The sequence below is a fragment of the Corynebacterium tuberculostearicum genome (assembly GCF_046097255.1).
GTDB classification, from domain to species: Bacteria; Actinomycetota; Actinomycetes; order Mycobacteriales; family Mycobacteriaceae; genus Corynebacterium; species Corynebacterium tuberculostearicum_J.
The window spans coordinates 308,393-331,305 of record NZ_CP175770.1; the positions used below are offsets into that span (position 1 = coordinate 308,393).

General features: G+C 63.0%; 28 protein-coding genes and 1 tRNA gene. 9 read left to right on the forward strand and 20 right to left on the reverse strand.

The window, feature by feature from the left end; genetic code table 11:
- Nucleotides 1–202: 202 nt before the first annotated feature.
- Nucleotides 203–832: a DedA family protein gene (locus ACKFRY_RS01605; protein ID WP_150851762.1), complete on the forward strand. Its 630-nt coding sequence runs from the start codon at nucleotides 203–205 to the stop codon at nucleotides 830–832.
- Between the two features lie 44 nt (nucleotides 833–876).
- Here ACKFRY_RS01605 and ACKFRY_RS01610 read toward each other — a convergent pair whose 3' ends face one another.
- Nucleotides 877–1,080, reverse strand: a complete 204-nt coding sequence (locus ACKFRY_RS01610) for a cold-shock protein (RefSeq protein WP_005323097.1) — start codon at nucleotides 1,078–1,080, stop codon at nucleotides 877–879.
- A gap of 176 nt (nucleotides 1,081–1,256) precedes the next feature.
- Between ACKFRY_RS01610 and ACKFRY_RS01615 the strand changes: the two genes are divergently transcribed.
- The gene (locus tag ACKFRY_RS01615) at nucleotides 1,257–3,620 is read left to right on the forward strand and encodes a Zn-binding domain-containing protein (protein ID WP_408923057.1); all 2,364 of its coding nucleotides are present in this window, start codon (nucleotides 1,257–1,259) and stop codon (nucleotides 3,618–3,620) included.
- 7 nt (nucleotides 3,621–3,627) lie between these two features.
- On the opposite strand, the gene ACKFRY_RS01620 is transcribed toward ACKFRY_RS01615, so the two are convergent.
- The 9 genes from ACKFRY_RS01620 to ssd are packed head-to-tail and all read right to left on the reverse strand — an operon-like array spanning nucleotide 3,628 to nucleotide 8,690.
- A complete protein-coding gene (locus ACKFRY_RS01620; RefSeq protein ID WP_005327148.1) occupies nucleotides 3,628–3,825 on the reverse strand; it encodes a hypothetical protein in 198 nt (65 codons plus the stop codon).
- Nucleotides 3,822–4,175 carry a hypothetical protein gene (locus ACKFRY_RS01625; protein WP_005327147.1) on the reverse strand — a complete coding sequence of 118 codons (354 nt, stop codon included), beginning with the start codon at nucleotides 4,173–4,175 and terminating at the stop codon, nucleotides 3,822–3,824. Before ACKFRY_RS01625 ends, ACKFRY_RS01620 begins: the two co-directional genes overlap by 4 nt.
- On the reverse strand, nucleotides 4,172–4,498 hold the full coding sequence (locus ACKFRY_RS01630; RefSeq protein ID WP_408921604.1) for an Rv3654c family TadE-like protein: 327 nt from the start codon (nucleotides 4,496–4,498) through the stop codon (nucleotides 4,172–4,174). Before ACKFRY_RS01630 ends, ACKFRY_RS01625 begins: the two co-directional genes overlap by 4 nt.
- Nucleotides 4,491–4,805, reverse strand: a complete 315-nt coding sequence (locus ACKFRY_RS01635) for a hypothetical protein (RefSeq protein ID WP_005323101.1) — start codon at nucleotides 4,803–4,805, stop codon at nucleotides 4,491–4,493. The genes ACKFRY_RS01630 and ACKFRY_RS01635 overlap by 8 nt, the downstream gene beginning before the upstream one ends.
- A gap of 55 nt (nucleotides 4,806–4,860) precedes the next feature.
- Nucleotides 4,861–5,049: a DUF4244 domain-containing protein gene (locus tag ACKFRY_RS01640; RefSeq protein WP_005327144.1), complete on the reverse strand. Its 189-nt coding sequence runs from the start codon at nucleotides 5,047–5,049 to the stop codon at nucleotides 4,861–4,863.
- A 24-nt stretch (nucleotides 5,050–5,073) separates the two neighbouring features.
- Nucleotides 5,074–5,670, reverse strand: coding sequence for a type II secretion system F family protein (locus tag ACKFRY_RS01645; RefSeq protein ID WP_150850742.1), 597 nt, complete (start codon nucleotides 5,668–5,670; stop codon nucleotides 5,074–5,076).
- Nucleotides 5,667–6,455, reverse strand: coding sequence for a type II secretion system F family protein (locus ACKFRY_RS01650; RefSeq protein WP_200435932.1), 789 nt, complete (start codon nucleotides 6,453–6,455; stop codon nucleotides 5,667–5,669). Before ACKFRY_RS01650 ends, ACKFRY_RS01645 begins: the two co-directional genes overlap by 4 nt.
- On the reverse strand, nucleotides 6,448–7,626 hold the full coding sequence (locus ACKFRY_RS01655; protein WP_408923058.1) for a TadA family conjugal transfer-associated ATPase: 1,179 nt from the start codon (nucleotides 7,624–7,626) through the stop codon (nucleotides 6,448–6,450). Before ACKFRY_RS01655 ends, ACKFRY_RS01650 begins: the two co-directional genes overlap by 8 nt.
- Nucleotides 7,623–8,690, reverse strand: coding sequence for a septum site-determining protein Ssd (ssd, locus tag ACKFRY_RS01660; RefSeq protein WP_408921607.1), 1,068 nt, complete (start codon nucleotides 8,688–8,690; stop codon nucleotides 7,623–7,625). Before ssd ends, ACKFRY_RS01655 begins: the two co-directional genes overlap by 4 nt.
- Nucleotides 8,691–9,151: 461 nt before the next feature.
- Between ssd and ACKFRY_RS01665 the strand changes: the two genes are divergently transcribed.
- Complete coding sequence (locus ACKFRY_RS01665) at nucleotides 9,152–10,033, forward strand: HAD family phosphatase (RefSeq protein ID WP_250409873.1); 882 nt, start codon at nucleotides 9,152–9,154, stop codon at nucleotides 10,031–10,033.
- On the opposite strand, the gene ACKFRY_RS01670 is transcribed toward ACKFRY_RS01665, so the two are convergent.
- Nucleotides 10,030–10,746, reverse strand: a complete 717-nt coding sequence (locus ACKFRY_RS01670; RefSeq protein ID WP_408921608.1) for an oxidoreductase — start codon at nucleotides 10,744–10,746, stop codon at nucleotides 10,030–10,032. The two genes, ACKFRY_RS01665 and ACKFRY_RS01670, sit on opposite strands and share 4 nt — an antisense overlap.
- 108 nt (nucleotides 10,747–10,854) lie before the next feature.
- Between ACKFRY_RS01670 and ACKFRY_RS01675 the strand changes: the two genes are divergently transcribed.
- The gene (locus ACKFRY_RS01675) at nucleotides 10,855–11,358 is read left to right on the forward strand and encodes a phage holin family protein (RefSeq protein WP_005323120.1); all 504 of its coding nucleotides are present in this window, start codon (nucleotides 10,855–10,857) and stop codon (nucleotides 11,356–11,358) included.
- Between the two features lie 120 nt (nucleotides 11,359–11,478).
- Nucleotides 11,479–12,393: an alpha/beta fold hydrolase gene (locus ACKFRY_RS01680; RefSeq protein ID WP_408921609.1), complete on the forward strand. Its 915-nt coding sequence runs from the start codon at nucleotides 11,479–11,481 to the stop codon at nucleotides 12,391–12,393.
- Here ACKFRY_RS01680 and ACKFRY_RS01685 read toward each other — a convergent pair.
- Genes ACKFRY_RS01685 through nth form a run of 4 tightly spaced genes read right to left on the reverse strand, consistent with a single transcriptional unit; the run spans nucleotide 12,390 to nucleotide 15,571 of the window.
- Nucleotides 12,390–13,586: a MarP family serine protease gene (locus tag ACKFRY_RS01685; protein ID WP_408921610.1), complete on the reverse strand. Its 1,197-nt coding sequence runs from the start codon at nucleotides 13,584–13,586 to the stop codon at nucleotides 12,390–12,392. The genes ACKFRY_RS01680 and ACKFRY_RS01685 overlap by 4 nt on opposite strands.
- A 57-nt stretch (nucleotides 13,587–13,643) precedes the next feature.
- The gene (locus ACKFRY_RS01690; RefSeq protein ID WP_200435925.1) at nucleotides 13,644–14,345 is read right to left on the reverse strand and encodes a CoA pyrophosphatase; all 702 of its coding nucleotides are present in this window, start codon (nucleotides 14,343–14,345) and stop codon (nucleotides 13,644–13,646) included.
- Nucleotides 14,342–14,905, reverse strand: a complete 564-nt coding sequence (locus ACKFRY_RS01695; RefSeq protein WP_408921611.1) for a TlpA family protein disulfide reductase — start codon at nucleotides 14,903–14,905, stop codon at nucleotides 14,342–14,344. Before ACKFRY_RS01695 ends, ACKFRY_RS01690 begins: the two co-directional genes overlap by 4 nt.
- A 9-nt stretch (nucleotides 14,906–14,914) precedes the next feature.
- Nucleotides 14,915–15,571, reverse strand: a complete 657-nt coding sequence (gene nth, locus ACKFRY_RS01700; RefSeq protein WP_408921612.1) for an endonuclease III — start codon at nucleotides 15,569–15,571, stop codon at nucleotides 14,915–14,917.
- Nucleotides 15,572–15,911: 340 nt separating this feature from the next.
- Between nth and glxR the strand changes: the two genes are divergently transcribed.
- On the forward strand, nucleotides 15,912–16,595 hold the full coding sequence (glxR, locus tag ACKFRY_RS01705) for a CRP-like cAMP-activated global transcriptional regulator GlxR (protein WP_005323128.1): 684 nt from the start codon (nucleotides 15,912–15,914) through the stop codon (nucleotides 16,593–16,595).
- 222 nt (nucleotides 16,596–16,817) lie between these two features.
- Here glxR and ACKFRY_RS01710 read toward each other — a convergent pair whose 3' ends face one another.
- The 4 genes from ACKFRY_RS01710 to ACKFRY_RS01725 are packed head-to-tail and all read right to left on the reverse strand — an operon-like array spanning nucleotide 16,818 to nucleotide 18,637.
- Nucleotides 16,818–17,633 (reverse strand): MBL fold metallo-hydrolase, encoded by an 816-nt coding sequence (locus ACKFRY_RS01710; RefSeq protein ID WP_040424920.1) that lies wholly within the window; start codon nucleotides 17,631–17,633, stop codon nucleotides 16,818–16,820.
- 18 nt (nucleotides 17,634–17,651) lie between these two features.
- Nucleotides 17,652–18,110 carry a RidA family protein gene (locus ACKFRY_RS01715; protein ID WP_005327119.1) on the reverse strand — a complete coding sequence of 153 codons (459 nt, stop codon included), beginning with the start codon at nucleotides 18,108–18,110 and terminating at the stop codon, nucleotides 17,652–17,654.
- Complete coding sequence (locus tag ACKFRY_RS01720) at nucleotides 18,111–18,269, reverse strand: DUF4177 domain-containing protein (RefSeq protein ID WP_005323131.1); 159 nt, start codon at nucleotides 18,267–18,269, stop codon at nucleotides 18,111–18,113.
- 44 nt (nucleotides 18,270–18,313) lie between these two features.
- Nucleotides 18,314–18,637 (reverse strand): WhiB family transcriptional regulator, encoded by a 324-nt coding sequence (locus tag ACKFRY_RS01725; RefSeq protein ID WP_005323132.1) that lies wholly within the window; start codon nucleotides 18,635–18,637, stop codon nucleotides 18,314–18,316.
- Nucleotides 18,638–18,781: 144 nt separating this feature from the next.
- Between ACKFRY_RS01725 and ACKFRY_RS01730 the strand changes: the two genes are divergently transcribed.
- The gene (locus ACKFRY_RS01730; protein WP_408923059.1) at nucleotides 18,782–21,289 is read left to right on the forward strand and encodes a transglycosylase domain-containing protein; all 2,508 of its coding nucleotides are present in this window, start codon (nucleotides 18,782–18,784) and stop codon (nucleotides 21,287–21,289) included.
- A gap of 27 nt (nucleotides 21,290–21,316) precedes the next feature.
- Here the strand turns inward: ACKFRY_RS01730 and ACKFRY_RS01735 are convergent, their stop codons facing one another.
- On the reverse strand, nucleotides 21,317–21,781 hold the full coding sequence (locus ACKFRY_RS01735) for a GatB/YqeY domain-containing protein (protein ID WP_250410958.1): 465 nt from the start codon (nucleotides 21,779–21,781) through the stop codon (nucleotides 21,317–21,319).
- Nucleotides 21,782–21,814: 33 nt separating this feature from the next.
- Here ACKFRY_RS01735 and ACKFRY_RS01740 point away from each other — a divergent pair, with 33 nt between their 5' ends.
- On the forward strand, nucleotides 21,815–22,705 hold the full coding sequence (locus ACKFRY_RS01740) for a metallophosphoesterase (RefSeq protein WP_250410959.1): 891 nt from the start codon (nucleotides 21,815–21,817) through the stop codon (nucleotides 22,703–22,705).
- A 78-nt stretch (nucleotides 22,706–22,783) separates the two neighbouring features.
- Nucleotides 22,784–22,860 (forward strand) — tRNA-Pro (locus tag ACKFRY_RS01745).
- Nucleotides 22,861–22,913 lie beyond the last annotated feature (53 nt).

Genomic DNA, 22,913 nt, shown 5'->3' on the forward strand with positions numbered 1-22,913 from the left:
TTTCAGCAATCGCCCCTAGCGTACACAGTTGATCTGCGTTTCCTTTCTCGCACCATATACGCGGTTCTGCCAAAAGGCCGTTTTCAGGGGCACTATGTACCCCCACGGAACGGGTCTATACTGGCCTACTTAGAACGCCCAGTAGCTGTGAAAGCATTGTGGGGCACGATAGCACACCCAAGACGACGCCCGCGGAGGATTCATGGTTGACACCATCACTATGTGGATCGAAACCGTCATGTCCACAGAGTGGATCTACCCGCTGGTCGGCGTGCTGATCTTCGGTGACTGCTTCTTCCCCGTGCTGCCTTCTGAAATCCCGCTCAATATGGCCGGCGCCTGGTCCGGCTCCCAGGGCTTTCCGCACCTGCCCACCATGTTTTTCGTAGCGCTCATTGCCGCCATGATGGGCGATAATCTCTGCTTCCTGCTGGGCACGCGCTTCATGCCCCTGCTCCAGCGCGTACCTAAGGGATCGAAGGCCTACGAGGGGCTCAACTGGGTCAAGCGCAATATGCGCCGCGGCGGCGGTGCGGCCATTATTATTGCCCGCTTCATTCCTTCAGCGCGCCTATTTATGACCATCCTGCTGGGGTCGATGCGCTTCCCGTGGCTCGTCTTTGTCTTCTTCGACACCATCGGCGTCGCGCTCTGGGCGGCCGAAGCGCTCGCCATTGGCTACCTGGGCGGCATGGCCTTTTCCAATTCGCCCGTGCTGGCCGTGGTGGTCAGCATCATCGCCGCCGTCATCATCGGCGTGGGCCTGCAGAAACTGCAGAATAAGTTCACCGAGTGGTGGGATACCCGCCGCGGCTACGCCGAAACGCCATAGCGGGAAGGCCTGAGCAGAAAGGCCTGAGCGAGGGAGCCGGCCGCCTAGATGACGGACACGGACTGGGCCTGTTCGCCCTTCGGTCCGGAGCCTACCTCGAAGGTGACCTGCTGGTTTTCTTCTAGGGTGCGAAAGCCGCTGCCCTGGATCTCGGAGTAGTGGACGAAGATATCGCCTTCGCCGTCCGCGCGCTCGATGAAGCCGTAGCCCTTTTCAGAGTTAAACCACTTAACGGTTCCTTGTGCCATGGTGTGCAGTCCTTTTCTTGATTGGCGGTGCGGCGATTCCGCGCCGAGGGGTTCGGTAAATGCGTCCTTTAGCAGTACCTTAAAGTGTAAACACCGCACCAAGACATCATTGGCCTCATATCAGTGTGACACGTTCCACGCCAAAGCGATAGGCCTAACTCATGAGGGGGTAGAAATTGGCTCACCCGGAAACGGATAATCCCCTAGGAGAAGAGCTGCTCGAGTTCATCCAGCGCCGCCTCGATGAGTCCACTCTCACATTTCACACCACCCTGCCGCCGCAGCGCGCGCAGTATGCCGAGTGGCCCGAATGGGTGCTGCCGGAATTGAAGGACAAGCTGGTCGAAGGGGGCGTCGGCAAGCTGTATAGCCACCAAGCAGAGCTGGCGCAGGCCGCCTGGGCCGGCGAGGATGCGGTGATTTCTACCGGTACGTCCTCGGGTAAGTCCCTGGGCTATCAGCTGCCCATTTTGAGCCGGCTGGCGCAGGAGCCGACCGCCTGCGCGCTGTATCTCACCCCCACCAAGGCGCTGGGATCGGACCAGCTGCAGGCGGTGCTCGAGCTGTGCCGGGGCATTCCGGCGCTCAAGGGCGTGGTGCCCTCGCCCTATGACGGCGATACGCCGCAGGAATCCCGCGCGGGCGTGCGCGATCATTCGCGGTTCATTTTTTCCAACCCGGATATGGTGCATATGTCGCTGCTAGCGGCCCATGCGCGGTGGGCGCGGCTGCTGCGGCACCTGGAGTTCATTGTCATCGATGAATGCCATTCCTACCGGGGCGTATTTGGCGCGAACGTGGCGCTGGTGCTGCGGCGCCTGCTGCGCTTGTGCGCGCACTATGGCTCGCGGCCGACGGTAATTTATGCCTCGGCCACCATGAAGGACCCGGGCCGGCACGCGCAGCGCCTTACCGGCCGGCCCGCCCGCGCGATTACGGAGGACACCGCCCCTACCGGCGCGCGCACCGTGGCGCTATGGGAACCGGGTTTTATCGAGGGGGCCGAGGGCGAGCATGGGGCGCCGGTGCGCCGCGCCGCCACCACCGAGGCGGCCGAGATGATGGCCTCCTTCATCGCCGAGGGCGCGCGCACCATGACCTTTGTGCGGTCGCGCCGCTCGGCCGAGGTGGTGGCCATGCGCGCGGCCGAGGTGCTCTCCGGTAGCCTCGGCCGCCCCGATTTTGCCCAGCGCATCGCCGCCTACCGCGCCGGTTACCTGGCCGAGGACCGCCGCAAGTTGGAGCGCGCGCTTGACGACGCCTCCTTGCTCGGCGTCGCCACCACCTCCGCCCTCGAGCTGGGCATCGACGTCGGTGGGCTCGATGCCGTGGTCACGGCAGGCTTCCCGGGGACCGTCGCGAGCTTTTGGCAGCAGGCCGGGCGCGCCGGCCGCCGGGGGCAAGGCTCGCTCGTAGTACTCATCGCCCGCGATGAGCCGATGGATACCTACCTGGTCCACCATCCTGAGGCCCTGCTGGGCCGGCCGGTGGAGGCCAGCGTTTTCAACCCGGCCAATCCGTATATCCTCTTCGGCCACGTCTATTGCGCCGCGGTGGAAAAGCCGCTGAATGATGCCACGATTGCCGCCTGGGGTGCCCAAGACGTGGTTCACCAGCTGGCCGAATCTGGCCTGCTGCGCCGCCGCGAGCGCGGCTGGTTCGCCGTGCCCATCCCCGCCCATGCGCCGGAAGAACTCTCGCCCGAAACGGCACATACCGCGGTGTCGCTGCGCGGCGGCGCGGGCGAAGAAGTCATGATTGTGGATTCCTCCGACGGACGCCTGCTCGGCACCATCGACGCCGCCCGCGCTACCAGCCAAGTCCACCCCGGCGCGGTGTACCTGCACCAAGGCGAGAGTTTTGTCATCGAGGAGCTCATCCTCAGCGATTACCTGGCGCTGGCCCGGCCCGAGGCCCCGGACTATTCCACGACTCCGCGCTCCACCACGGATATCCGCATCCTGCGCGAGGCCGATAACCTGGTCAATTACTCCCCAGGACTGTGGGTGGCGGACGTGGAGGTGGAGGTCACCGACCGCGTCACCGGCTACCAGGTGCGACTTGCCGATGGCACCATTGGCGACGATATTCCCCTCGATCTCCCCGAACAGCGCCTGGTCACCCGGGCGGTGGCCTACACCATCGATCCGATGGCGCTTTCCGCGATGGGTGTGACTGCCTCCGATACGCCCGGCACCTTGCACGCGGCCGAGCACGCCGCCATTGGCCTGCTACCGCTTATCGCCACCTGCGACCGCTGGGACATTGGCGGCGTGTCCACCGCGTTGCACCCCGATACGCAGCTGCCCACCGTCTTTGTCTACGACGGCCACCCCGGCGGCGCCGGTTTTGCGGAGGAAGGCTTCCGCCGCTTCCCCGAATGGATCGCGGCCACCTTCGAGGCGGTGCGCTCTTGTCCGTGCGAAGCCGGTTGCCCGTCGTGCGTCCAGTCGCCCAAGTGCGGAAACGGAAACAATCCGCTGAGCAAGGACGGCGCCATCAAGCTACTGGGTGCGCTGGTCACCATGACGCAGGGCTAGCCTCAACTTAAGCGGTTTTGCCTTCTTCTTCATTTACTCGCTGCGCCCGCGCGTATTCATAGTCGGCGCTGCGCTGCAATAGCTCCTCACGCCGATGAGGAAACCGCTCCAATATTATGCGCTGAATTTCCGCCGCTGCACGTGCGCGAGTGCGCCGCACTTCCGGATTCGGCTCATAAAAAGGCGAGCCTTGCGGATGCCTCATGGAGCATCGCCTCTTTCTTCTTTCGGGGCAGATTTGTCGAGCTCACCCTCTTTAAACTCTTGGGCAAAATCCCACAGCGTGTTGATAAAAGGGGAATCTCCTTCAACGTCCGATAATAATCCCAGAATTGTGGGGAGAAAATACCATCCAGTAATTCTTTCGGCGCTTTCCGCCGAGTCAGTCTTATCGATACACCACTGCACAATTCCCCACCATCTATCTTGTTCCCGCCTATGATCCGATTTGATTTCTTCGCGTACCTTTCGGCGGTATTCCCGCCAAGCGATAAAGCCTGCTACGGCTGCCACTGCGGTGGGGATAAGGCGCACTACTGCTTCTTGCCAGGTCATACCGGCCCGGCCTTCGCTTGAGTGGACCGTCCACGGACCGTGGCGGTGACGATAACGTCGCGGCCGGATTCGGTGCAGGTTTCTAAGGTGGCTCCGTTGAGCGCCGCGGTATCGCGCGCGGCGGCACAAGCATCTTCACCCGTAGCGAGGGCCCAGGCACCGGCAACCGCCGCGAGGTCGGCCGCCACCTGAGCCTCGTGTCGCGCGGCCACGCGCGAGCCCACTGCCGCCACGATAAGCAGCAGGCTCACGATGGCGACGATGATACCGGCCGCGGCAATGGTGGCATAGCCTTCCTCGCCGCAGCGCCTCGGCCTACTCATTTCCGCCCACCTCGGCCGGAAATACCGCCTCAGAGCGCATGGTGCCGACGGGGGCATCGACGCTTACCGACGCCCTCACCAACCCACCGCTTTCTTCCACGCTGACCTGGGCATCCTCGCGCGGGGGATGGTATTCGACGCCGATGGCGTGCGAACGCGCGGCCGCGCCCGCCATGTCCACCGCGGCGATATAGGATGCCAGCGTGGCAATGGCACCCACGATTCCCGCCGCGACCAAGACCAGGGAGCTTAAAGCCAAGGCGGCCTCGATGGTCACGGAGCCATCGTCATCAAATACCCTGTGCATCTTTCCTCCTTTCTGCCGGCAGGCTGGGCCCGCCGGCCGCGGTTAAAGAGCGTCGCTAGCTCGGGGTATTCGAGAGGGCGTCGGTAATGATGCCCTCAATAGCATCGACCACCCCGCCGCCGTTGATGACCATGTAGAGCACCCCGGCAAGCGCGGCGGCCGCCAGAGATCCCATGGCATATTCGATGGTGCTCATCCCCTCGTCATTGCGGATGAGCTGGGAATACTTATTAAGTGCGTGCATGATTAGTGTCCTTTCACATGAGGTTTAGAGAAGTTGTGCGCCCAAACTGATGACTACGGGCGCAAGGCCTAGAACGATGAATGCTGGCAGGAAGCACACCGCCAGCGGGAGGGCGATAAATACTCCTGCGCGCTCCGCCTGTGCCGTGGCGTGGGCGGATGCTTCCGCGCGCAAAGAAGTACAGACTCGTTGACATCCGGCCGCGATGGTGGCGCCGGATTGGCCCGACATGATGACAAGCTGCGCTAAGTCCTCCAACCCCGCATGGCCCTTCATGTGGCCCCACGCGGACTGCGCGGGAACGCCCACGCCGAGCAGCGCGGCGACGGTCTCCCACAGTTCCTTGGTCTGAGCATCCGCGGTGCGGGCCACCGCGGTGGTGGCGCCGTGCACGGATAGCCCTGCGGCCAGGCATGCTGCGAAAAGTTCGACGTCGCCAGCTACTGCCAGTGGGTCCAGCGGTGCGGCGGGCATGAGCTTGCTTATCAGTCCCCCGCGCGCGGTCGGGCCATCGCGCGGGGTCTTGGCGGTGGTCTCGGTTGCGCTGGCAGGTGCCAAGCGGGCGGTGTGCGGCGGCAGGCCAACGAGGGCGGCGAGGGCGATAAAGATGAGCGGGGTCATGCGGCCGCCTTCCGGATAATGACGCGCGACCAGGCGAACCCGCCGCAGGCCAGCGCCACGCCCACCACGAGGAGGATGCCGCCTAATCCGCCGCCTAAAAGGAAGCCGAGCGAGTTAGCACCCATGGCGCCGCCCATGGCGATGCCGGCTATGGGCAGGCACGCGAGCACCGTGGCGGTGGCTTGGGGGCCTTGCAGGCTAGCGGCGGTGGATTGCTGGTGGCGTCGGGAAGCGTCGAGGCGGCTTTGGGCTTGGTCGAGCAAGCTGGCCACCGCAATGCCGTGATAGGTAGAAAGCTCTAATAAGTGACCTAAGCGGTGAAGTTCTGGCAGGGCCTTGCCGCCCTGCGCATCTATCAGCGCCATGTGCGGCGGCGCACCGCGCGCGGCAAGGGCGGCCGTGGATTCCAGGGCGACGGATACCTCGCGCGGGGTGGTGGCTGGCAGGGACTCCACGCCGCGGGCGAGCGCCCCAGCCAAGGTCGCCCCTGCACGCAGGTCCGCGGTGACCACGCCCAGGTAGGCGGCCAGCCCCTCGCGGCCGCGCCGCTCCGCCCGCGCGGCCACTAAGTCTTTGACGTACCAGGACACGCACCACGCGATAATGGCGGCGGCGAAAGCGATGCTGATGCGGCCCACTGAGTAGAAGACCAGGCTGCCGCAAAAGACTGCACCTAGGATAACCACGGAGCTGGTCTGTGCCCGGCGCGTGGCTGAGGCCAAGCGGCCGGCACTCGAGGGCGCGGGTATAAGCAGCGCAGCGGCAAGGATGAAGTAACTAAGCATGGCTGGCCTCCCCGGCAGGCTCTCCCAGCAGCTGCGCGGAGAATTCCGCGAAGCCGTCTGCCGGGCCATCTTCGGCGCTCCAGATGATGCGCGGGGTCACTGGGTTTCCCTCGAGCACACCGATATGGGCGAGGCGGCGGCCCTGTGGGGTGCGCTCCATGGTCAGCACCATGTGCACAGCCGCCGCCAATTGCGAGTGCAGCGCCGCGCGGTCCAAGCCGCCGAGGGCGGCGAGGGCCTCCATGCGGGCTGGTACTTCAAAGAGGGAATTGGCGTGCAGCGTGCCGGCGCCGCCGTCGTGGCCGGTGTTGAGCGCGGCGAGGAGATCCACCACCTCGCGGCCGCGAATCTCGCCCACCACGATGCGGTCCGGCCGCATGCGCAGCGCTTGGCGCAGCAGTTGTGACATCGTGACCTCGCCGCTTCCCTCCGCGTTAGCCCGGCGCGAGACCACGCTGACGCAGTGCGGGTGGTGCGGGGAGAGCTCGGCGGTGTCCTCAATAACAAGGATGCGTTCGCGCTCGGAGACGGTTCCCAAAAGCGCGGAGAGCAGGGTGGTTTTGCCGGAACCGGTGCCGCCGATGACGAGGAAGGAAATCCGCTTGTCCACCACGGCGCGCAGCAGTGCCGCGATGTCTTCAGGCAGCGTGCCATTGTCTACAAGCTGGGGCAGGGTGGTCTGCGCTTGGCGCAGTACGCGCAGGCTCAGGCAAGTCCCGGCAACCGCGGGCGGGCTTAGCAAGGCGTGGACGCGCAGCACGACACCATCGGGGCGGGTGACGCGGCCATCGGCAAAGGGCTGCGCATCATCGAGGCGCGTGCCTGAGGCTGCCGCAAGCCGGCTGGCCAGCTGGCGGACCTCGGCATCATCGCGGAAGGTGATATCGGTGCGCTCAAGGCCTTCGCCGCGGTCCATGAATACCGCGTCTGGCCCGTTTACTACGACGTCTGTGACGCCCTCGCGCCCCAGCACCGCATCGAGAGGCCCCATCCCGGTGACGTCTTGGCGCAGGCGGCGCAGCAGGTCAAGCACCGCGACGTCACTAATCACGCCGGCTTCTGCGCGAATGCGCCGGGCCAGGGCTGCCGCATCATGCACCACGTCAGGCTCAGCGGCGATGATGCGCTGCATCTTTTCCAGCGTTTCTTGTGCTGCTTTATGCTCGCTCATGCGCCGACCTCCTCGAGGACCGCGCGGGCGGCCTTACGCAAGGGTGCGGGGAGGCGCTGCGGCAGGCCGCCGATTTCTACCGCGCGCGTGAGGCCCCGGAGCGTCGGCAATTCTGCCAGCACCGTGCTGTGGACGATGCGTTCTACTTCCGCCGCGCTTAACGACGCCCACTGGCGTTGCCGCAGCACCACCACGCACCTGCGCCGCGCGGCATCGAGACGCACCAGGAGTTGCGCGGCCGACGCGGCCGATCGCACCTCCGCGGCCACCACGATGACCACGTGAGTACAGGCATCCGGGATAGTCTCCGGGGTGCAATCCACCACGCATACCCCTTCGCCCGCATGGGCCGCCCCTACCACCCGGGCAAGCAGGTCCTTGTCCAAGCGGAAGGGATCCGCGACGGTGCTGCGCGCGGCCGAGAGCACCGCTACCCCATCAGGCGTGGATGGCAGCGCGCGGTAGAGATCTGCGGCATCGATGCTGCCATCGCCCACGGTAAGCTCCGGCCAGCGCGCCCCCGGTTCCGCTTCTACGCCGAGCAGGAGGTCGAGGCCACCGGAGTATGGGCGGGCGTCGACAAGCAGGGCGCGACCGTCGGCTGCGCACTGGGTGCGGGCCAGCGCGGCCGCGAAGGTCGAAGTACCCACCCCACCGCTCGCGCCCACCACGGCGATGGTCGCGCTGCCCGGCCGCGCTTCCTGCGGCGCGCCCGCCGCGGCAATGCTCGCCAGCAACTCCTTCACCTGGGCGGGGATAATAAAGGCGCTCTCCGCGTGGCAGGCGAGCGCCGCCTCGTAATCAATCGGCCCGGGGTCCGCGGCCAGGAAAAGCACGGGCGCAGGCGCGGTATGGGTGCGCCGCGCTGCTGCCACCACGCGGGCCATCAAGGAATCAACCAGCACCGCATAGGCACCGGGCAGGCTGCGTGGGATATCGCGGGGATCGGTTATGGTCAGCACATCGTGGCTGGTCGCAGCCGCGGCGTGAACGGCCTCGGCGCGCAGCGCTTCGTCACCAATGGCGACGACGATGACGGCGGAATCAGGGTGTAGTGCGTTCATGCCTCATAGCCTGAAGCAGTCGCGCAACCGCAGCGAGGCTCCGGCGGCAATGCTGTGGATAACCCGCCAGAAGTCACCATGTAGGCGCGATTTGGTTGTCGTTTCAACCAAAAATCTGTGGATAACCCGCTCCGCACGGCGGTAGATATAGGTGACGGCCCGCGCATCGGGGGGGTGTGCGCGCGGGCCGTCAGTAACCCGGCCTCGGGGGGGGTGAGCCGGGGCAGGCCGCACAGTATATCGGGGCCTTGCACGCATTATTATGACATGTTCGCCACCCAATCACAACAGCTAACAGCAGATTTCCACGGCCACGGCGCTGACCTGCACCGAATGCATGTTCACTCAGCGCCACCCCCACGCGGGTTCCCAATCCCACATTAGTGGCATACAAATCACCGTTAACATCAGTCACTTCTACACCAGCAAGCGCTTAGGGCGGCTACACTCGGCAGCACATCATGACTACTTCCCGCGAGCCCCGTCATCCCCGCCACGCCGCCACCACCCGCGCTGGCGGCGACCCCGCACGCACCGCGGCGTTTTTCGATCTGGATAAAACCATCATCGCCACCTCCTCGGCCTATGCGTTTGGCCGCGAGTTCCTCCACAACGGGCTCATCTCGCCGGCCGAAGCACTGCAGCTATCACTTGCTAAGGCCAGCTATATGTTCTCCGGCCTGACCAGCGAAGGTATGGATTCCACGCGCGACCAACTCACCGCACTGGTCACCGGGTGGTCCGTGGACGAGGTGCGCGCCATCGCCCGCGACACCATGCATCACGTGGTCACACCCTCCATTTATGCCGAGGCCCGCGAACTCATCCGCGCCCACCGCTCCGCTGGCCACCACGTGGTCATTGTCTCTGCCTCCGCGGCCGTGCTGGTGGACATCATCGCAGAGGAACTCGGCGTCGAGCACGTCATCGCCACCGAATTGGCAGAAGAAAACGGCCGTTTTACCGGGGAGGTGCTCTTTTACTGCAAGGGTCCCACCAAGGCAGAGGCCCTGGAGCGGACCGCAGCGGCAGAAAACCTCGACCTTAATGCCAGCTACGCCTACTCGGATTCCGCTACCGATATCCCGATGCTGGAAAAGGTAGGCCACCCCGTCGCCGTCAACCCAGACAAGCAACTAAAGCGCCACGCCCTCGCCCACGAGTGGGATATCCGCTCCTTTAAGGACCCAGTGCCGCTCCTGCCTGCACCGACCGCCAAAGAAATTGGAATCGGCGCCTCCGTTCTGGCAGGTACCGCGGCAGTTATCGGCGCTGGCCTGTGGCTCGCCCAGCACCCGGGCCGCCCCGGCCCGCCCAAGCGGGGCCCACGGCGCGCCTCCTAGGCCGCGCGGGCAATCGCGTCGGCTTCTTTGCCGCCGGCGGTCCAGGCGGCGAGGTGGGTTAAGAGGGCGTCGGCAAGCGCGGTGCGGTAATTGCCCACCGCGGCGGCATACTCGGCGCGGTGGCGGGTGTAGTAGACCTCGGGCACGGCGAAACCGCGCGGGTCAAAGCCCGTATGCACCGCGGCGAGGCGGGAAGCAACGCGCGCAACGAGGCCACTGCGAGGGCCAAAGAACTCGCCGGCAGCAATCTCGGCATGGACCACACTCGGCAGCAAGAGATCGAAAGCGGGACCGCCACCCTGCGCGATGAGCCGGCCTAACCCTTGCAAGCGCGCACTCTCGCCGGCCGGAATGCCGGTACCGCCGGCCGCGACATCGATGCGGGCCAGCACCTGCAGCGGTGCCCGGGCAAAGGATCGCACCGTGCCATCTAAGAGTTCCGGGGCGGCCACGGAATAGGCGCTGACAGCGCTGGCCAGCGGCCCTTCTTCCATATCTTCCGGTCCCGGATGTGGGGGGATAGCGTGGCCGTCCAGCGCCACGCTGGCGCGGGCGCCGCGCATGAGGGACTCCGCAGAGATAACCTCAAACTTGCGCAATCCTGCAGGTCGGCGGTGTGCACGGGCGATGGCAGCGGCGGCCTTTTCTGCACTTTCTTTCACCCCCGGCAGGCGAAACAGCGGGGATAACGCGTCATTTTCTGACATATCCATTAGGATAGCCGTGGAAGTCCCTAAGTATGCGTGGCACCATGGGATAATAGTGATTCCATTATTATTGGGGACATTACAAGGTTTAGATAAACGCGAGGAGAATTAATCGTGAGCAACGACGGACTTTTTACCGACGGTACTGATCAATTTGCACCGAAGGTGAACTCTATCCCTTTGAGTGACGTGGATACGTCCTCGTCCGAGACCTCGGTAGGCCAGCTGGTCTCCAACGCCACCGAGCAAATGTCCCAGCTCGTGCGCTCCGAGGTGGAGCTGGCCAAGACCGAGCTGGCAGAGTCCGCTAAGAAGGGCGGCATCGGTGCAGGCCTCTTCGGCGGCGCAGGCACCATCGCGCTGTATAGCTCCTTCTTCTTTTTCTTCTTCCTGGCTGAGCTTCTCGCCGTCTGGCTGGACCGTTGGGCAGCGTTCCTGATCGTCTTCCTGATCATGATCGTCCTCGCCGGCATCCTGGCCTTCGTTGGCCTGAAGAACGTCAAGCAGGTCAAGGCCCCGCAGAAGACCATTGATTCCACCAAGGAACTCAAGAACCTGGTTCCGGGCAAGGCGCAGAAGTCCCTGGACCGTAAGAACACCCACGGCCTCTACACCTAAACCGGCAGGCGCCACGCGTACGTGCACCCCCTATCCGCCCTAGCTAGCCTGGGGCGGATTTTGTGTACTTCCTCCCCCTTTTCTCTACCGTTTCTGCCCCAACTATAGAAAGGCGGCACCATGGCCTTCGCACCCCTGCCTCCCTCAACGGTGGAGCTGGATGGACCTTATGCGCATGAGTTCGTCCACACCCGCGGCATCCGCCTGCACGTAGCCACGGCGGGCGATAGCACGCAGCCACTCGTGGTGCTCATCCACGGCGCTTTTGGCGGGTGGTTCGATTATCAGGACGTCATAGCGCCGCTTGCACAACGCGGCTTCCACGTCGCGGCCGTGGATATGCGGGGCTTTGGCATGTCCGATAAGCCGCCCATTGATGCGGGGCAGGATATCCGCACTTTGGTGGGCGATATTAGCGGGCTCATTCAGGCCTTGGGCCATGACGACGCCTTTGTGGTGGGCGCCGATACGGGCGGCGCGGTGGCTTGGTGCTTGGCGGCAGAGCGCCCTGAGCGGGTGCGCGGCCTGGCCTCCATTTCCGCCGCCCACCCGGTAGATCTGCGCCGCGCGATTGCCGCCCGGCCGTGGGATTTTGGGTGGATTAATCTGCGCTCGCTGCTGTGCCGCCTGCCGCGCGTTACCCGCGCCCAAAACCTGCTGCTTAGCCCCCGCGCCTACCGCAAGGAGCTGGAGCTGGATACGGGGCCTTTGCTTGCCGACGCCACCCTAGACCGCATCCTCGATCTCCGCCTGCGCGCCTCCCGCATCGGCAGCGTCAGCCGTGGAATCTTGTGGAACCACCGCATGCGCACCGCCGTGGTTCCCTTGACCTGGGTGGAACTGGCAGTAGAGCGTCCCGTTCTCTTCATCCACGCCCAACAGCGACTGTGGAACCCTGTGGTCCGCCGCGCCGCCTCGCGCGCCCGCCGCGGATTCACCGCCACGACCGTCCCCGGCGCGAAGAACCTTCCTCACCTGGAAGCACCGGCGGATTTCGTTTCCATGCTGGCGGCCTGGCTACAAGAACATAACTAGTGCGCCACGCACTCCCCGGTATCAACCGGGTGGGTAAGCTGCGTGATGTCTCCGATCTGGGCGTTGACCTCATCGGCGGTTAAGGCATAGCCCGTCTCGGAATCATCCACCGAGGCGCCGAAGACCACGCCGAGGACCTCGCCGGCCGTGTTGACCAGCGGCCCGCCGGAATTTCCTTGTTGGATCTTGCCGCGCACGGTGTAGGAATCGCGTTCCACGCGACCATGCGAGTAGATATCCGGGCCGGAAATGGTGATGCGATCGCGCACGCGCGCCATCTCGGCGTCGAAAGGCCCGGAGTGCGGGAAGCCCATGACCATGGCATCATCGCCCGTCTGGGCCGGGGCCTGGGCCCACGGCAGCGGATCGATGCCCAGGGCGCGCGAGTGCAGCACCGCCACATCCACATCCGGGTTGTAGTAAACCACGGTCGCGTCCTTGAGGCCCACCTTGGTATCCAAGCGCACGGTCTGCGTGCCGGCCACGACGTGAGCATTGGTGATCACGTAGTCATCGGCCGCCACGAAGCCGGAACCCATGAGGCGGCGGGAGCACTCTTCGGCGTCGCCAAGCACGTGAATGATGGACGGCCGCATGCGCCGCACCATCTCCGGATCCTCCACGTCTGGGTCCGGCTCTTCTACTTCCTCGGTGCTAATCGAGTTTTGCCACGGCGAGACCAGCGGCGGCAGGCCGGACTCGTTGAGCATCGCCGCCACCCCATTGGGCAGCGACGCTACCTGCGCCGGTGCGGCCGAGTTGAGCTTGCCCAAGATGCGGGAATCGCGCAGGCCCTGGCCGGCCACTCCACCTAAGTTGGTGGCCACGGGGATAGAAATGAGCCAAATAACCACCAAGGCGGCAAAGGCTTGAAAAACCGCACCCACGGCGGAATCAAGGCGCTGCGTCTTGCGCGCCTTCATGCGATCGCGCACGCTGCCACCCAACGAGGATCCGATAAGCTGCCCGACGCCCACAAAAAGCACCAGGATTCCCACTAACAGCAGCAAGCGCAGCGAGGGCTGATCCACCAAGCGCAGGGCGGCCGGGGCCACAGCAATGCCTAGCACTACCCCAGCGCCCACACCGATGGAGGCCAATACCGCCGCGAGGGCGCCATTGCGCCACCCACTCAGGAGCGCAATGAGGACGGCGACCACAATCAGGCCGTCAACGATGAGCGCAGGAGTCATGGCTATGGGTTCTTTCTATCTGGGGTTTAAGACGTATGCGTACCGCGGCACCAGCGGTTAGGACATCTTCTCATTATTGCGGGAGTTTGTGAGGGAGTCACGCAGGTCCATGACTGAATTGTTATCCCATGGAACGCTCCACCCGGCGTGCTGCAATAGTGCCGAGAGCACGCCGGCGGTAAAGCCCCAAATGACGTAGCCATTGGCGTGAAATGCTGGTCCTTGCCATTTTCTAAAGCCCACCATGAAGCGGTTGCGCGGATCGACCAACTCCCGGATAGGCACGAGAAACACGTCATCGGTTTCATCGGGGCTGGCGGGATAGACCTCCCCCGGTTGGGTCCAATGCGCCAAAATCGGGCTCACTGGGTTGCCGGTGGCGCGGATATGCAGCTGCTCCCACTGCTCCAGCGGGGTCACGGAGTTGCGCTGCAGGTCCGTTTCCTCCCAGGCTTCCCGCAGCGCGGTATCCACCAGGGAAGTATCCGCGGGATCCCGGCGGCCGCCGGGAAAGGCAATCTGGCCCGAGTGCGAGCGCATGGACGGCGATCGATGGGTGAGCAAGATGCTGGCCTCCTCCGCGCTCTCGCCGCTCAGCAGCATGAGCACGGCTGCTTCCCGCTTGACCGGCACCTGCACATTGGTGCCGTTGAGGGACGAAGCCTGGCGGTTGCCAATGAGCTCTTGCACCTGGCTGGGGTCTACCCCCAGCGCCGGCTTGAGCCATTCTGGCGTGCGCTCGGGAAGGAGTTGACTCATGCCGCAATCGCCTCCTCCACGGCCTTTTCAATCTCCGCTGCGGAGCTAAACGGCTGCGCAAATTGCTTGCGCACCTCACCGTCCTTGAGTACCACCGTCACCGGCACCACGCCCGGCAGGCCCAGCTCACCGGCAAACTTATTATCCGAATCCTGGAAGCTCGGCAGCTCGACGCCCAAGTCATTCAAGAAAGCTGCACCGTTTCCCGCGTTCTTATCCGCGTGCACGCCCACGACCTGCCAGTCCGGATGTGCTTCCGCCACGTCCTGCAGGTAGGGAAGTTCCGCGCGGCACGGCTCGCACCACCACGCCCACACGTTAACCACGGCTATGCCCTCATCGGCGGGCTTTTCGGTGGCCGCACCGCCTAAGCACTCCAGCTCTACTCCAGCCACGGCGCCGGCCGGGCAGTCCGGGCGCTGTGGGACTTCTTGCGAAGGGGCTTCGCTTAGCGACGCCTCCTCAGATCCGTCCCCGCCCCGCAACTGCGAGACCCCCACGACCGCGATAACGGCAATGAGGATCGCGGCAATCACCGTGCCAAGGACGTAGTTCTTCATACCGTTAGCCTAGCGCCCACGAGCGGCCGGACACATATCCCGCAGAACGCATGCATCGCACTCCGGCGTGCGCGCATGGCAGACCTGACGCCCGTGGAAGATGACGCGGTGTGAAAACATCGTCCACTCTTCTTCCGGCACGAGCTTAGCGATGTCCCGCTCAATCTTGACCGGCGTCTTCTCCCCCGTCAGCCCGAGCCGCTGCATGAGGCGGCCGAAATGCGTATCCACGGTCAGTCCGGGGATCCCGAAGGCATTTCCGAGCACCACCAGCGCGGTCTTGCGACCAACACCAGGCAGGCTGGTCAGTTCCTTGACTGTGCGCGGGACCTGGCCTTGAAAATCAGCCACCAGTTTCTCCCCGATGCCCAAAAGATGTCCCGCCTTGGCGCGCTGAAAGCCCAACGGCCGCAGGATGCTCTCCAAATCCGAGCGCTGTGCAGCCGCATAATCCGCCGCCTCTGGGTAGCGGGCAAAGAGTTCAGGGGTCACCGAATTCACGCGTTCATCCGTGCATTGTGCGGAAAGAACGGTGGCAATGAGCAGCTGCAGCGGGGAGTCATAATCCAAGGCACACCGTGCATCCGGATACTCCTGCGCCAAACGCCGATTTACCTCCGGTGCGCGTAGCTCCGGCGCGCTGGCCGCTGACAGTGCTGAATTCATGGGGTTTAGCTTAGTAGACTAGGAAAACATGATTTCACTCGTGATTCTGGTACCACTTGCCATCGCCCTTTTCGCCCTCCTTATGGAAAAGCTCGAGGCAGTCGTTTTTGCTGACTAGGCCGCAAAACTGCTGGCCTGAACCGTGCACTAGCACGAGTAGAGTTTCTATAGTGTGACAAAATTTCTGTGAAGTACCAAAAGTGACCAATTACACTGTAAGATGAAACGCGTTACACAGTGACCCCGCTTGTTCCGCATTGTCGAGTGCATGAAAGACCGCACCCAGATGTGGCACAGGCTCATCTATGGACTTTCGTAGTCGACATCCAAGGAGTAAAACGTGGAAGGCGTACAGGACATCCTCTCCCGCGCCGGAATCTTCCAAGGCGTTGATCCCGTTGCAGTGCAGCACCTTATCGAGCAGATGGAGACCGTGCGCTACCCGCGCGGAACCACCATCTTCGACGAAGGCGAGCCCGGTGACCGCTTGTACATCATCACCTCGGGCAAGATTAAGCTCGCCCGCCACGCCCCGGATGGCCGCGAAAACCTGCTGACGGTCATGGGCCCATCTGATATGTTTGGCGAGCTGTCCATCTTCGATCCGGGCCCGCGCACCTCCTCCGCAGTGTGCGTGACCGAGGTTCAGGCCGCCACCATGAACTCCGAGCTGCTCAAGAAGTGGGTTGGTGACCACCCCGAAATCGCCCAGCAGCTGCTGCGCGTGCTGGCACGCCGCCTGCGCCGCACCAACGCCAACTTGGCTGACCTCATCTTCACCGACGTTCCGGGCCGCGTGGCAAAGACCTTGCTGCAGCTGGCTAACCGCTTCGGTGTTCAGGAAGGCAGCGCCCTGCGCGTGAACCACGACCTCACCCAGGAAGAGATTGCCCAGCTGGTGGGCGCTTCCCGTGAGACCGTCAACAAGGCGCTGGCCACCTTCGCGCACCGCGGTTGGATCCGCCTCGAGGGCAAGTCCGTGCTCATCGTCGATACCGAGCACCTCGCCCGCCGCGCTCGCTAAAACCGCGCCAGACCGCTACCCCGCTTCGGCGGGGTTTCGCTGGTTTTGGCCCCCTCTTTAACCAGTTCCGCACCACACTTGTGGCCACGGTACGCTCCACACCGCACCGTCTGCAGGCAATACCGTGGCCACACGTTGGCCCTGCGCGCCTCCTGCCTCAGCCCACAGCACAATTAAGCCCCTCTTCCCACCAAAGAGGAAGAGGGGCAAACTGAGATAGGCTTATTTAGCCTCGCCGTCCAAGTACTTCAGCGCGGTGCGCGTGGACTGCTCCGCAGCGTGGCGCAGCACTGGGTCCACATCGTCATACATCTCGTTGACCAGGGTATTCAAATCCACATCATCGCCTAGGCGGGAGCGAATCTCTTTAATCTGGTCAAGACGGTAGTGGCGGCGGTCAATGTACTTGCGGGCCACCTGAGAGGTGTCATCCAAGTCCGGACCGTGCCCTGGGAACAGCGCAATATCCTTACCACGCTCTTCCAAGGTGTCGAGGGTGTGCAGGTAATCGGCCAAGTTACCGTCCGTCTCCGAAAGGAGAACGGTGTGGCGGCCGGCGATGGTGTCACCAGAGATAATGCCTTCGAGGCGGGAATTTCCTACCTCCTCGCTCCACACAAAAAAGCAGGTGGAATCCGCGGTATGGCCTGGGGTGTGCACGACCTCGAGACTTGGGGTGATGCCATCGAGGGAGATGTGCTCGCCGTCCTGGAGGGCCTCGGCACCATTGCAGTAGCTCGGATCGAAGGCGCGGATGGGGGCGCCAGTCATCTGCCGCAAGCGTTGTGCGCCCGAAGCGTGGTCATCGTGGCGGTGGGTAATCAAAATCAAAGCCACCTCACCTGCGTTGCGGTGCACAACGTTGAGATGGCCTTCATCCTCGGGACCCGGATCTACGACGATCGCCCGAGAGTCTTCAGCGGCGCGAATAATCCACGTATTCGTACCCTCAAGGGCGGTGTAGCTGGGGTTATCACAAAGGACTACGCCAACGGATTGGCTGACGGGACGCAATTGACTATATGCGGGGTGCTCCATAGTTACTAGCCTATCCGATCAAGCAGTAATTTCTACGATTAGTTCGATCTCTACCGGGGCGTTTTTAGGCAACGCGGCCACGCCCACAGCGGAGCGAGCATGCTTTCCAGCATCCCCAAAGACCTCACCGATGAAATCGGAGGCACCATTGATTACTGCCGGTTGCTCCTCATAGGACGGATCGGAGGCCACAAACCCTACGATCTTTACCACGCGGGAGATATTGTCCAGGCCAACTTCGGCATCGATAGCGGCAAGCGCATTCAGCGCCGCGATGCGTGCCTGTTCCTGGGCTTGTTCCGTGGTGACTTCGGCGCCAACCTTGCCGGTGAGCGGCAGGGCGCCTTCCACGAGGGGAAGCTGGCCAGAGGTCCAGACCTGATCACCCACGCGCACGGCCGGCACATAGGACGCTAGCGGCTTGGCGACGCCCGGTAGCTCATACCCCAGCTCCCGCAAGCGAGCATGAAAGCCCATTTACTCTGCCACCTCGCGCTTGAAGTAGGCCACGACGTTTTCCGGGTTAGGCCCCGGGGTGACGGTGACCAGTTCCCAGCCATCTTCTCCCCAAGAATCGAGGATCTGCTTGGTGGCGTGGGTAAGAACAGGTGCGGTTGCGTATTCCCATTTAGTCATGGGCCCATTCTAACTATTAAATACGCCCCACGCCGTCTAAATTCTTAAATCCCGACGAGCTCGCCACCTTGGGCCAAGTAGTGAGCCCAATCCGTGATGTGGGGGTTCTTGCGCAGCAGGGCTCGGCGCTGGCGCTCGGTCAGCCCGCCCCATACACCGAACTCGACGCGATTATCCAAGGCATCAGCGCGGCATTCGGTCAGTACCGGGCAGTGGCGGCAAATGACGGCCGCCTTGCGCTGTTCCGCACCGCGAACGAAGAGGGCATCCGGGTCGCCCTTGCGGCATTTGGCCTGGGTGACCCACTCACCACGCTCGGGATTTCGGGCTGTATTAGACATTCCAGCAGTCTTCACACGAACGGTCATGGGTGAGTGTGCTCCTTCCCAGACGGAATACTATGTAACGCATCTAAGTCTATTCATCCAGGTAGAAGATTGTCTAACACGTCACACTTTAGGGGGTGCGAGTGATCTTCCACCTACCAAGGGCGACCACGTAGGGTATGGGGCGTGACTGTCATCAAATCTTTGGCCAAGATAGCCCTGTCTACGGTCTTGGTAGGCGCGCTCATCGCCCTGGCTCTTGCCCCCTTCGCGGGCATTTCCGGCGTGGCGATTGCCCGCACTAACGAAACCATGCAATCTGACCTGCAAGATCTGACTGCCGGCAATATTCCAGGCGTCACCACGATCAAAGACGCCAAGGGCACGGACATGGCTTATGTCTTCAGCCAACGCCGCCACCCGGTGGAAAGCAAGAAGATCTCTAAGGCCATGAAAAACGCCATCGTCTCCATTGAAGACGAGCGCTTTTATGATCACGAAGGCGTGGACTTCCAAGGCAATTTCCGCGCCCTGTGGACCAACCTGACGTCGGGCGGCGTCTCCCAGGGCGCTTCCACCATCGATCAGCAGTACGTCAAGAACTACCTCTTGCTAGTCTCTGCCACCACCGATGAAGAGCGCGCCGCGGCCACCGAACAATCCGTGGCCCGCAAGCTGCGCGAGATGCGCATGGCCACCAAGATGGACGAGGAATTGGAAAAGGATGACATCCTCACCAACTATCTCAACCTGGTGTCTTTCGGTAACCATGCCTATGGCGTCGAAGCGGCGGCCCGCACTTACTTCGGCACGCACGCTTCTGAACTCACAGTGCCGCAGGCAGCAATGCTGGCCGGCATGGTCCAATCCTCTGAGCGCCTCAACCCCTATACCAACGCCGAGGAAGTAACCGACCGGCGCAACCTGGTCCTGCAATCCATGGCGGATAACGGCCATATCAAACAGCAGGAAGCGGATAAGTATAAGGGGGAGAAACTGGGCGTCGGAAAGAAGCCCCAAACGCTAGCCAATGGCTGCATCGGCGCCGGCGACCGCGGTTTCTTCTGTGATTATGTATTGAAATACCTGGATAAGAAGGGCATTAGCGAGGAGCAGCTGGCGCGCGGTGGCTACACCATCAAAACCACGCTGGACCCAGCGGTGCAGGATAAGGCCCTCGAGTCCGTACAAAGCCATACCAATCCTGATGCCCAAGGCGTGGCTGAAGTCATGAACGTCATCAAGCCCGGCAGGTCGGACCGCAAGGTGCTGGCCATGGTCTCCTCGCGCGATTACGGCCTGGACCTTGATAAGAATGAGACCATCCTGCCGCAGCCCTACTCCTTGGTGGGCAACGGCGCAGGTTCCGTCTTTAAGGTCTTTACCGCCGCGGCCGCGCTCGAAGCGGGCTATGGCATCAAAAACACCGTGGATGTGCCCACCCGCTACGAGGCGGAGGGCCTGGGTCATGGTGGCGCCGCCGGCTGCCCGGCGGACCGCTACTGCGTGGAAAACGCTGGTGCCTATAAGGCCACGATGACGCTGCAGGAAGCGCTGGCACACTCCCCCAATACGCCGTTTATCAAGCTCACGGAGCAGGTAGGCGTGGCACCCATCGTCGATATGGCCGTGCGCTTGGGCCTGCGCTCCTACGAGGACAAGGGCAGCTTTGATAAAGACACCTCGATTGCCCAGCACACCAAGGAGGCCAACTCCGGCTCCTTCACCTTGGGCCCGGACCAGGTCAACCCGCTGGAGCTTTCCAATGTGGGTGCCACGCTGGCCGCGGATGGCAAGTGGTGCGAGCCCAACCCCATCTCCCAGGTCACGGATAAGGAAGGCAACGAGGTCTATCTCAAGGAAACCCCGTGTGAGCAGGCCGTTGATAAGGACGTAGCCCGCGCGATGAGCAATGCCTTGTCTGAGGACGCCAAGCAAGGCACCGCCAAGGATGCCGCCCAAGCGGCCGGTTACTCCAGCCCAATCGCGGCCAAGACCGGTACCACCGAGTCCAACCAGTCCTCCGCATTCTTGGGATTCAACGAGGGTATTTCCGCCGCGCCGTATATCTATAACGATGGCACCTCCACCGTCCCGCTATGTACCGGGCCGGTGCGCCAGTGCGCGGGTTGGGGCAACCTCTACGGCGGCTTGGAGCCGGCGCAGACCTTCTTCAGCATGGCTACGCAGCTGCCGATAGCTACCAAGGCCGGGCTGCCGAATTACAACAAGAAGTACGACAACGGCACCACGGCCGATAAGACCCTTGATAGCCTGCGCGGCAAGTCCGAGGCCGAGGCCCGCCAGACCTTGGAGTCCAAGGGCTACGTGGTCAAGACCTCCCGGGTCATTGGCGGCAATGTTCCTTATGGCCGTGTAGTTCGCGCGATTACCGGCAAGGACGGCAAGAAGAAGGGCGCGGAGATTACGCTGCAGCTTTCCGACGGCGCCGGGGCCTCCCAATCCCCCTCCTCCGGCGTGGCCGACGCCAACTCCACCGGCGCACAAAATAGCACCGGCGGCGGTAATGCCGACGGTGCTACGAGCCCGGGCCGCTCGACTGGCGGCACAGGCGACGAAACGGGCAACGGCGGTGGCGGTACCGGTGGCGGGTTCTCGCCGGAAGACTTTGGCATCCGCCAAGAGGACATCGATAGCTTTGCCAACGACGTCCGCAGCCTCCTTGGCCGCTAGGCCTCGCCCATTGCGGTCTGGCCCGCTTTAACTCAGCTGGGACTTGACCTCGGCGGACAGGCGCTTGCCATCTGCCTGGCCGGCGGCCTTGGCATTGGCCACCTTCATTACTGCACCCATCTGCTTCATGGTGGGTGCTTCGCCGTTTTCGGTCTCAACCTCCGCGATAGATTCCTTCACTAGGGCCTTAAGCTCAGACTCGTCCAGCTGGCGGGGTTGGTAGGCCTCGAAGAAGGGGACCTCGGCAAGTTCGGCTTCAGCCAACTCTGGACGGCCATTTTCTTCATAGACCTCGGCGGACTCGCGGCGCTTTTTGATTTCGCGCGCAATCACCTTGAGGATATCGGCGTCCTCCAGCTCATGCCGGGAGCCATTAGTCTCCTCGGCCTGGATGGCAGCCAGCAAGGCGCGGATGGCGCTGGTGCGCTGCTTCTCCTTGGCCTTCATTGCGGTTTTCAGATCTGCACGGATGGTTTGCTTTAGCTCGCTCATGCCTATCAATGTACGCCAGGTAGTGTGGTAGCCGTGAAACTTTTACGTATTCTTGGCGGCCTCACCGCTGCCGGCCTGGGCGCCGCGGCATGGGGCTATAGCGAACTGACCAAATTCGAGCTCAAGGAATATACGCTCCCCCTCCTACCCAAGGGCACGCTGCGTGGCAAGCCAGAATTTCGGCTGCTGCATCTGTCTGATCTGCATATGATCCCCGGCCAGGAGACCAAGATTGCCTGGGTTTCTGCCCTCGACGCCCTAGAGCCGGACCTCGTGGTCAACACTGGCGATAATCTCTCCGATCAGCAGGCCGTTCCCGATACGTTGCGTGCCCTCGGCCCGTTGCTGGCCCGCCCCGGCCTCTTCGTCTTCGGCACCAATGATTACTGGGCACCGCAGCCGGTCAACCCTTTCAAGTACCTGCTGGGCAAAAAGCGCGAGCCCTCCTATGTGGACTTGCCGTGGCGCGGTATGCGCGCCGCCTTCTTGGAGCACGGCTGGCGCGATGCCAACCAGGCCCGGCATGAATTCAAGGTGGGCAATGTCCGCCTTGCCGCCGCCGGCGTGGACGATCCGCACCACGATCTGGATGACTACTCCGAAATCGCCGGCCCGCCCAACGAGGACGCGGATTTGTCGCTGGCCCTCCTCCACGCCCCCGAGCCCCGCGTACTGGAAAAGTTTGCGGACGATGGCTACCAACTTTCCCTGTCCGGCCACACCCACGGCGGCCAGATCTGCCTGCCCGGCTCCCGCGCACTGGTTACCAATTGCGGCATCGACCGCGACCGCGTGCAGGGCCTCCACGACTTCGGCCCGATGAAGATGCATGTTTCCAATGGTCTGGGCACCTCCAAATTCGCCCCGGTACGCATCTTCTGCCGCCCTTCCGCCACTCTGCTGAAAATCACCGAGGTGGACTAAACCCAGCCACCTGCCGTTTTGTTGATTATGCTCAGCTTGCGTTAAAGTATCCAGGTACCGCTTTTCAAGGCGGAACGCCGGGATATGGCGCAGGTTGGTAGCGCGCTTCGTTCGGGACGAAGAGGTCGCAGGTTCAAATCCTGTTATCCCGACCATTGTGAAGTCTCGAGACATCGTTCCTATGATGTCTCGAGATTTTTCGGTTTTT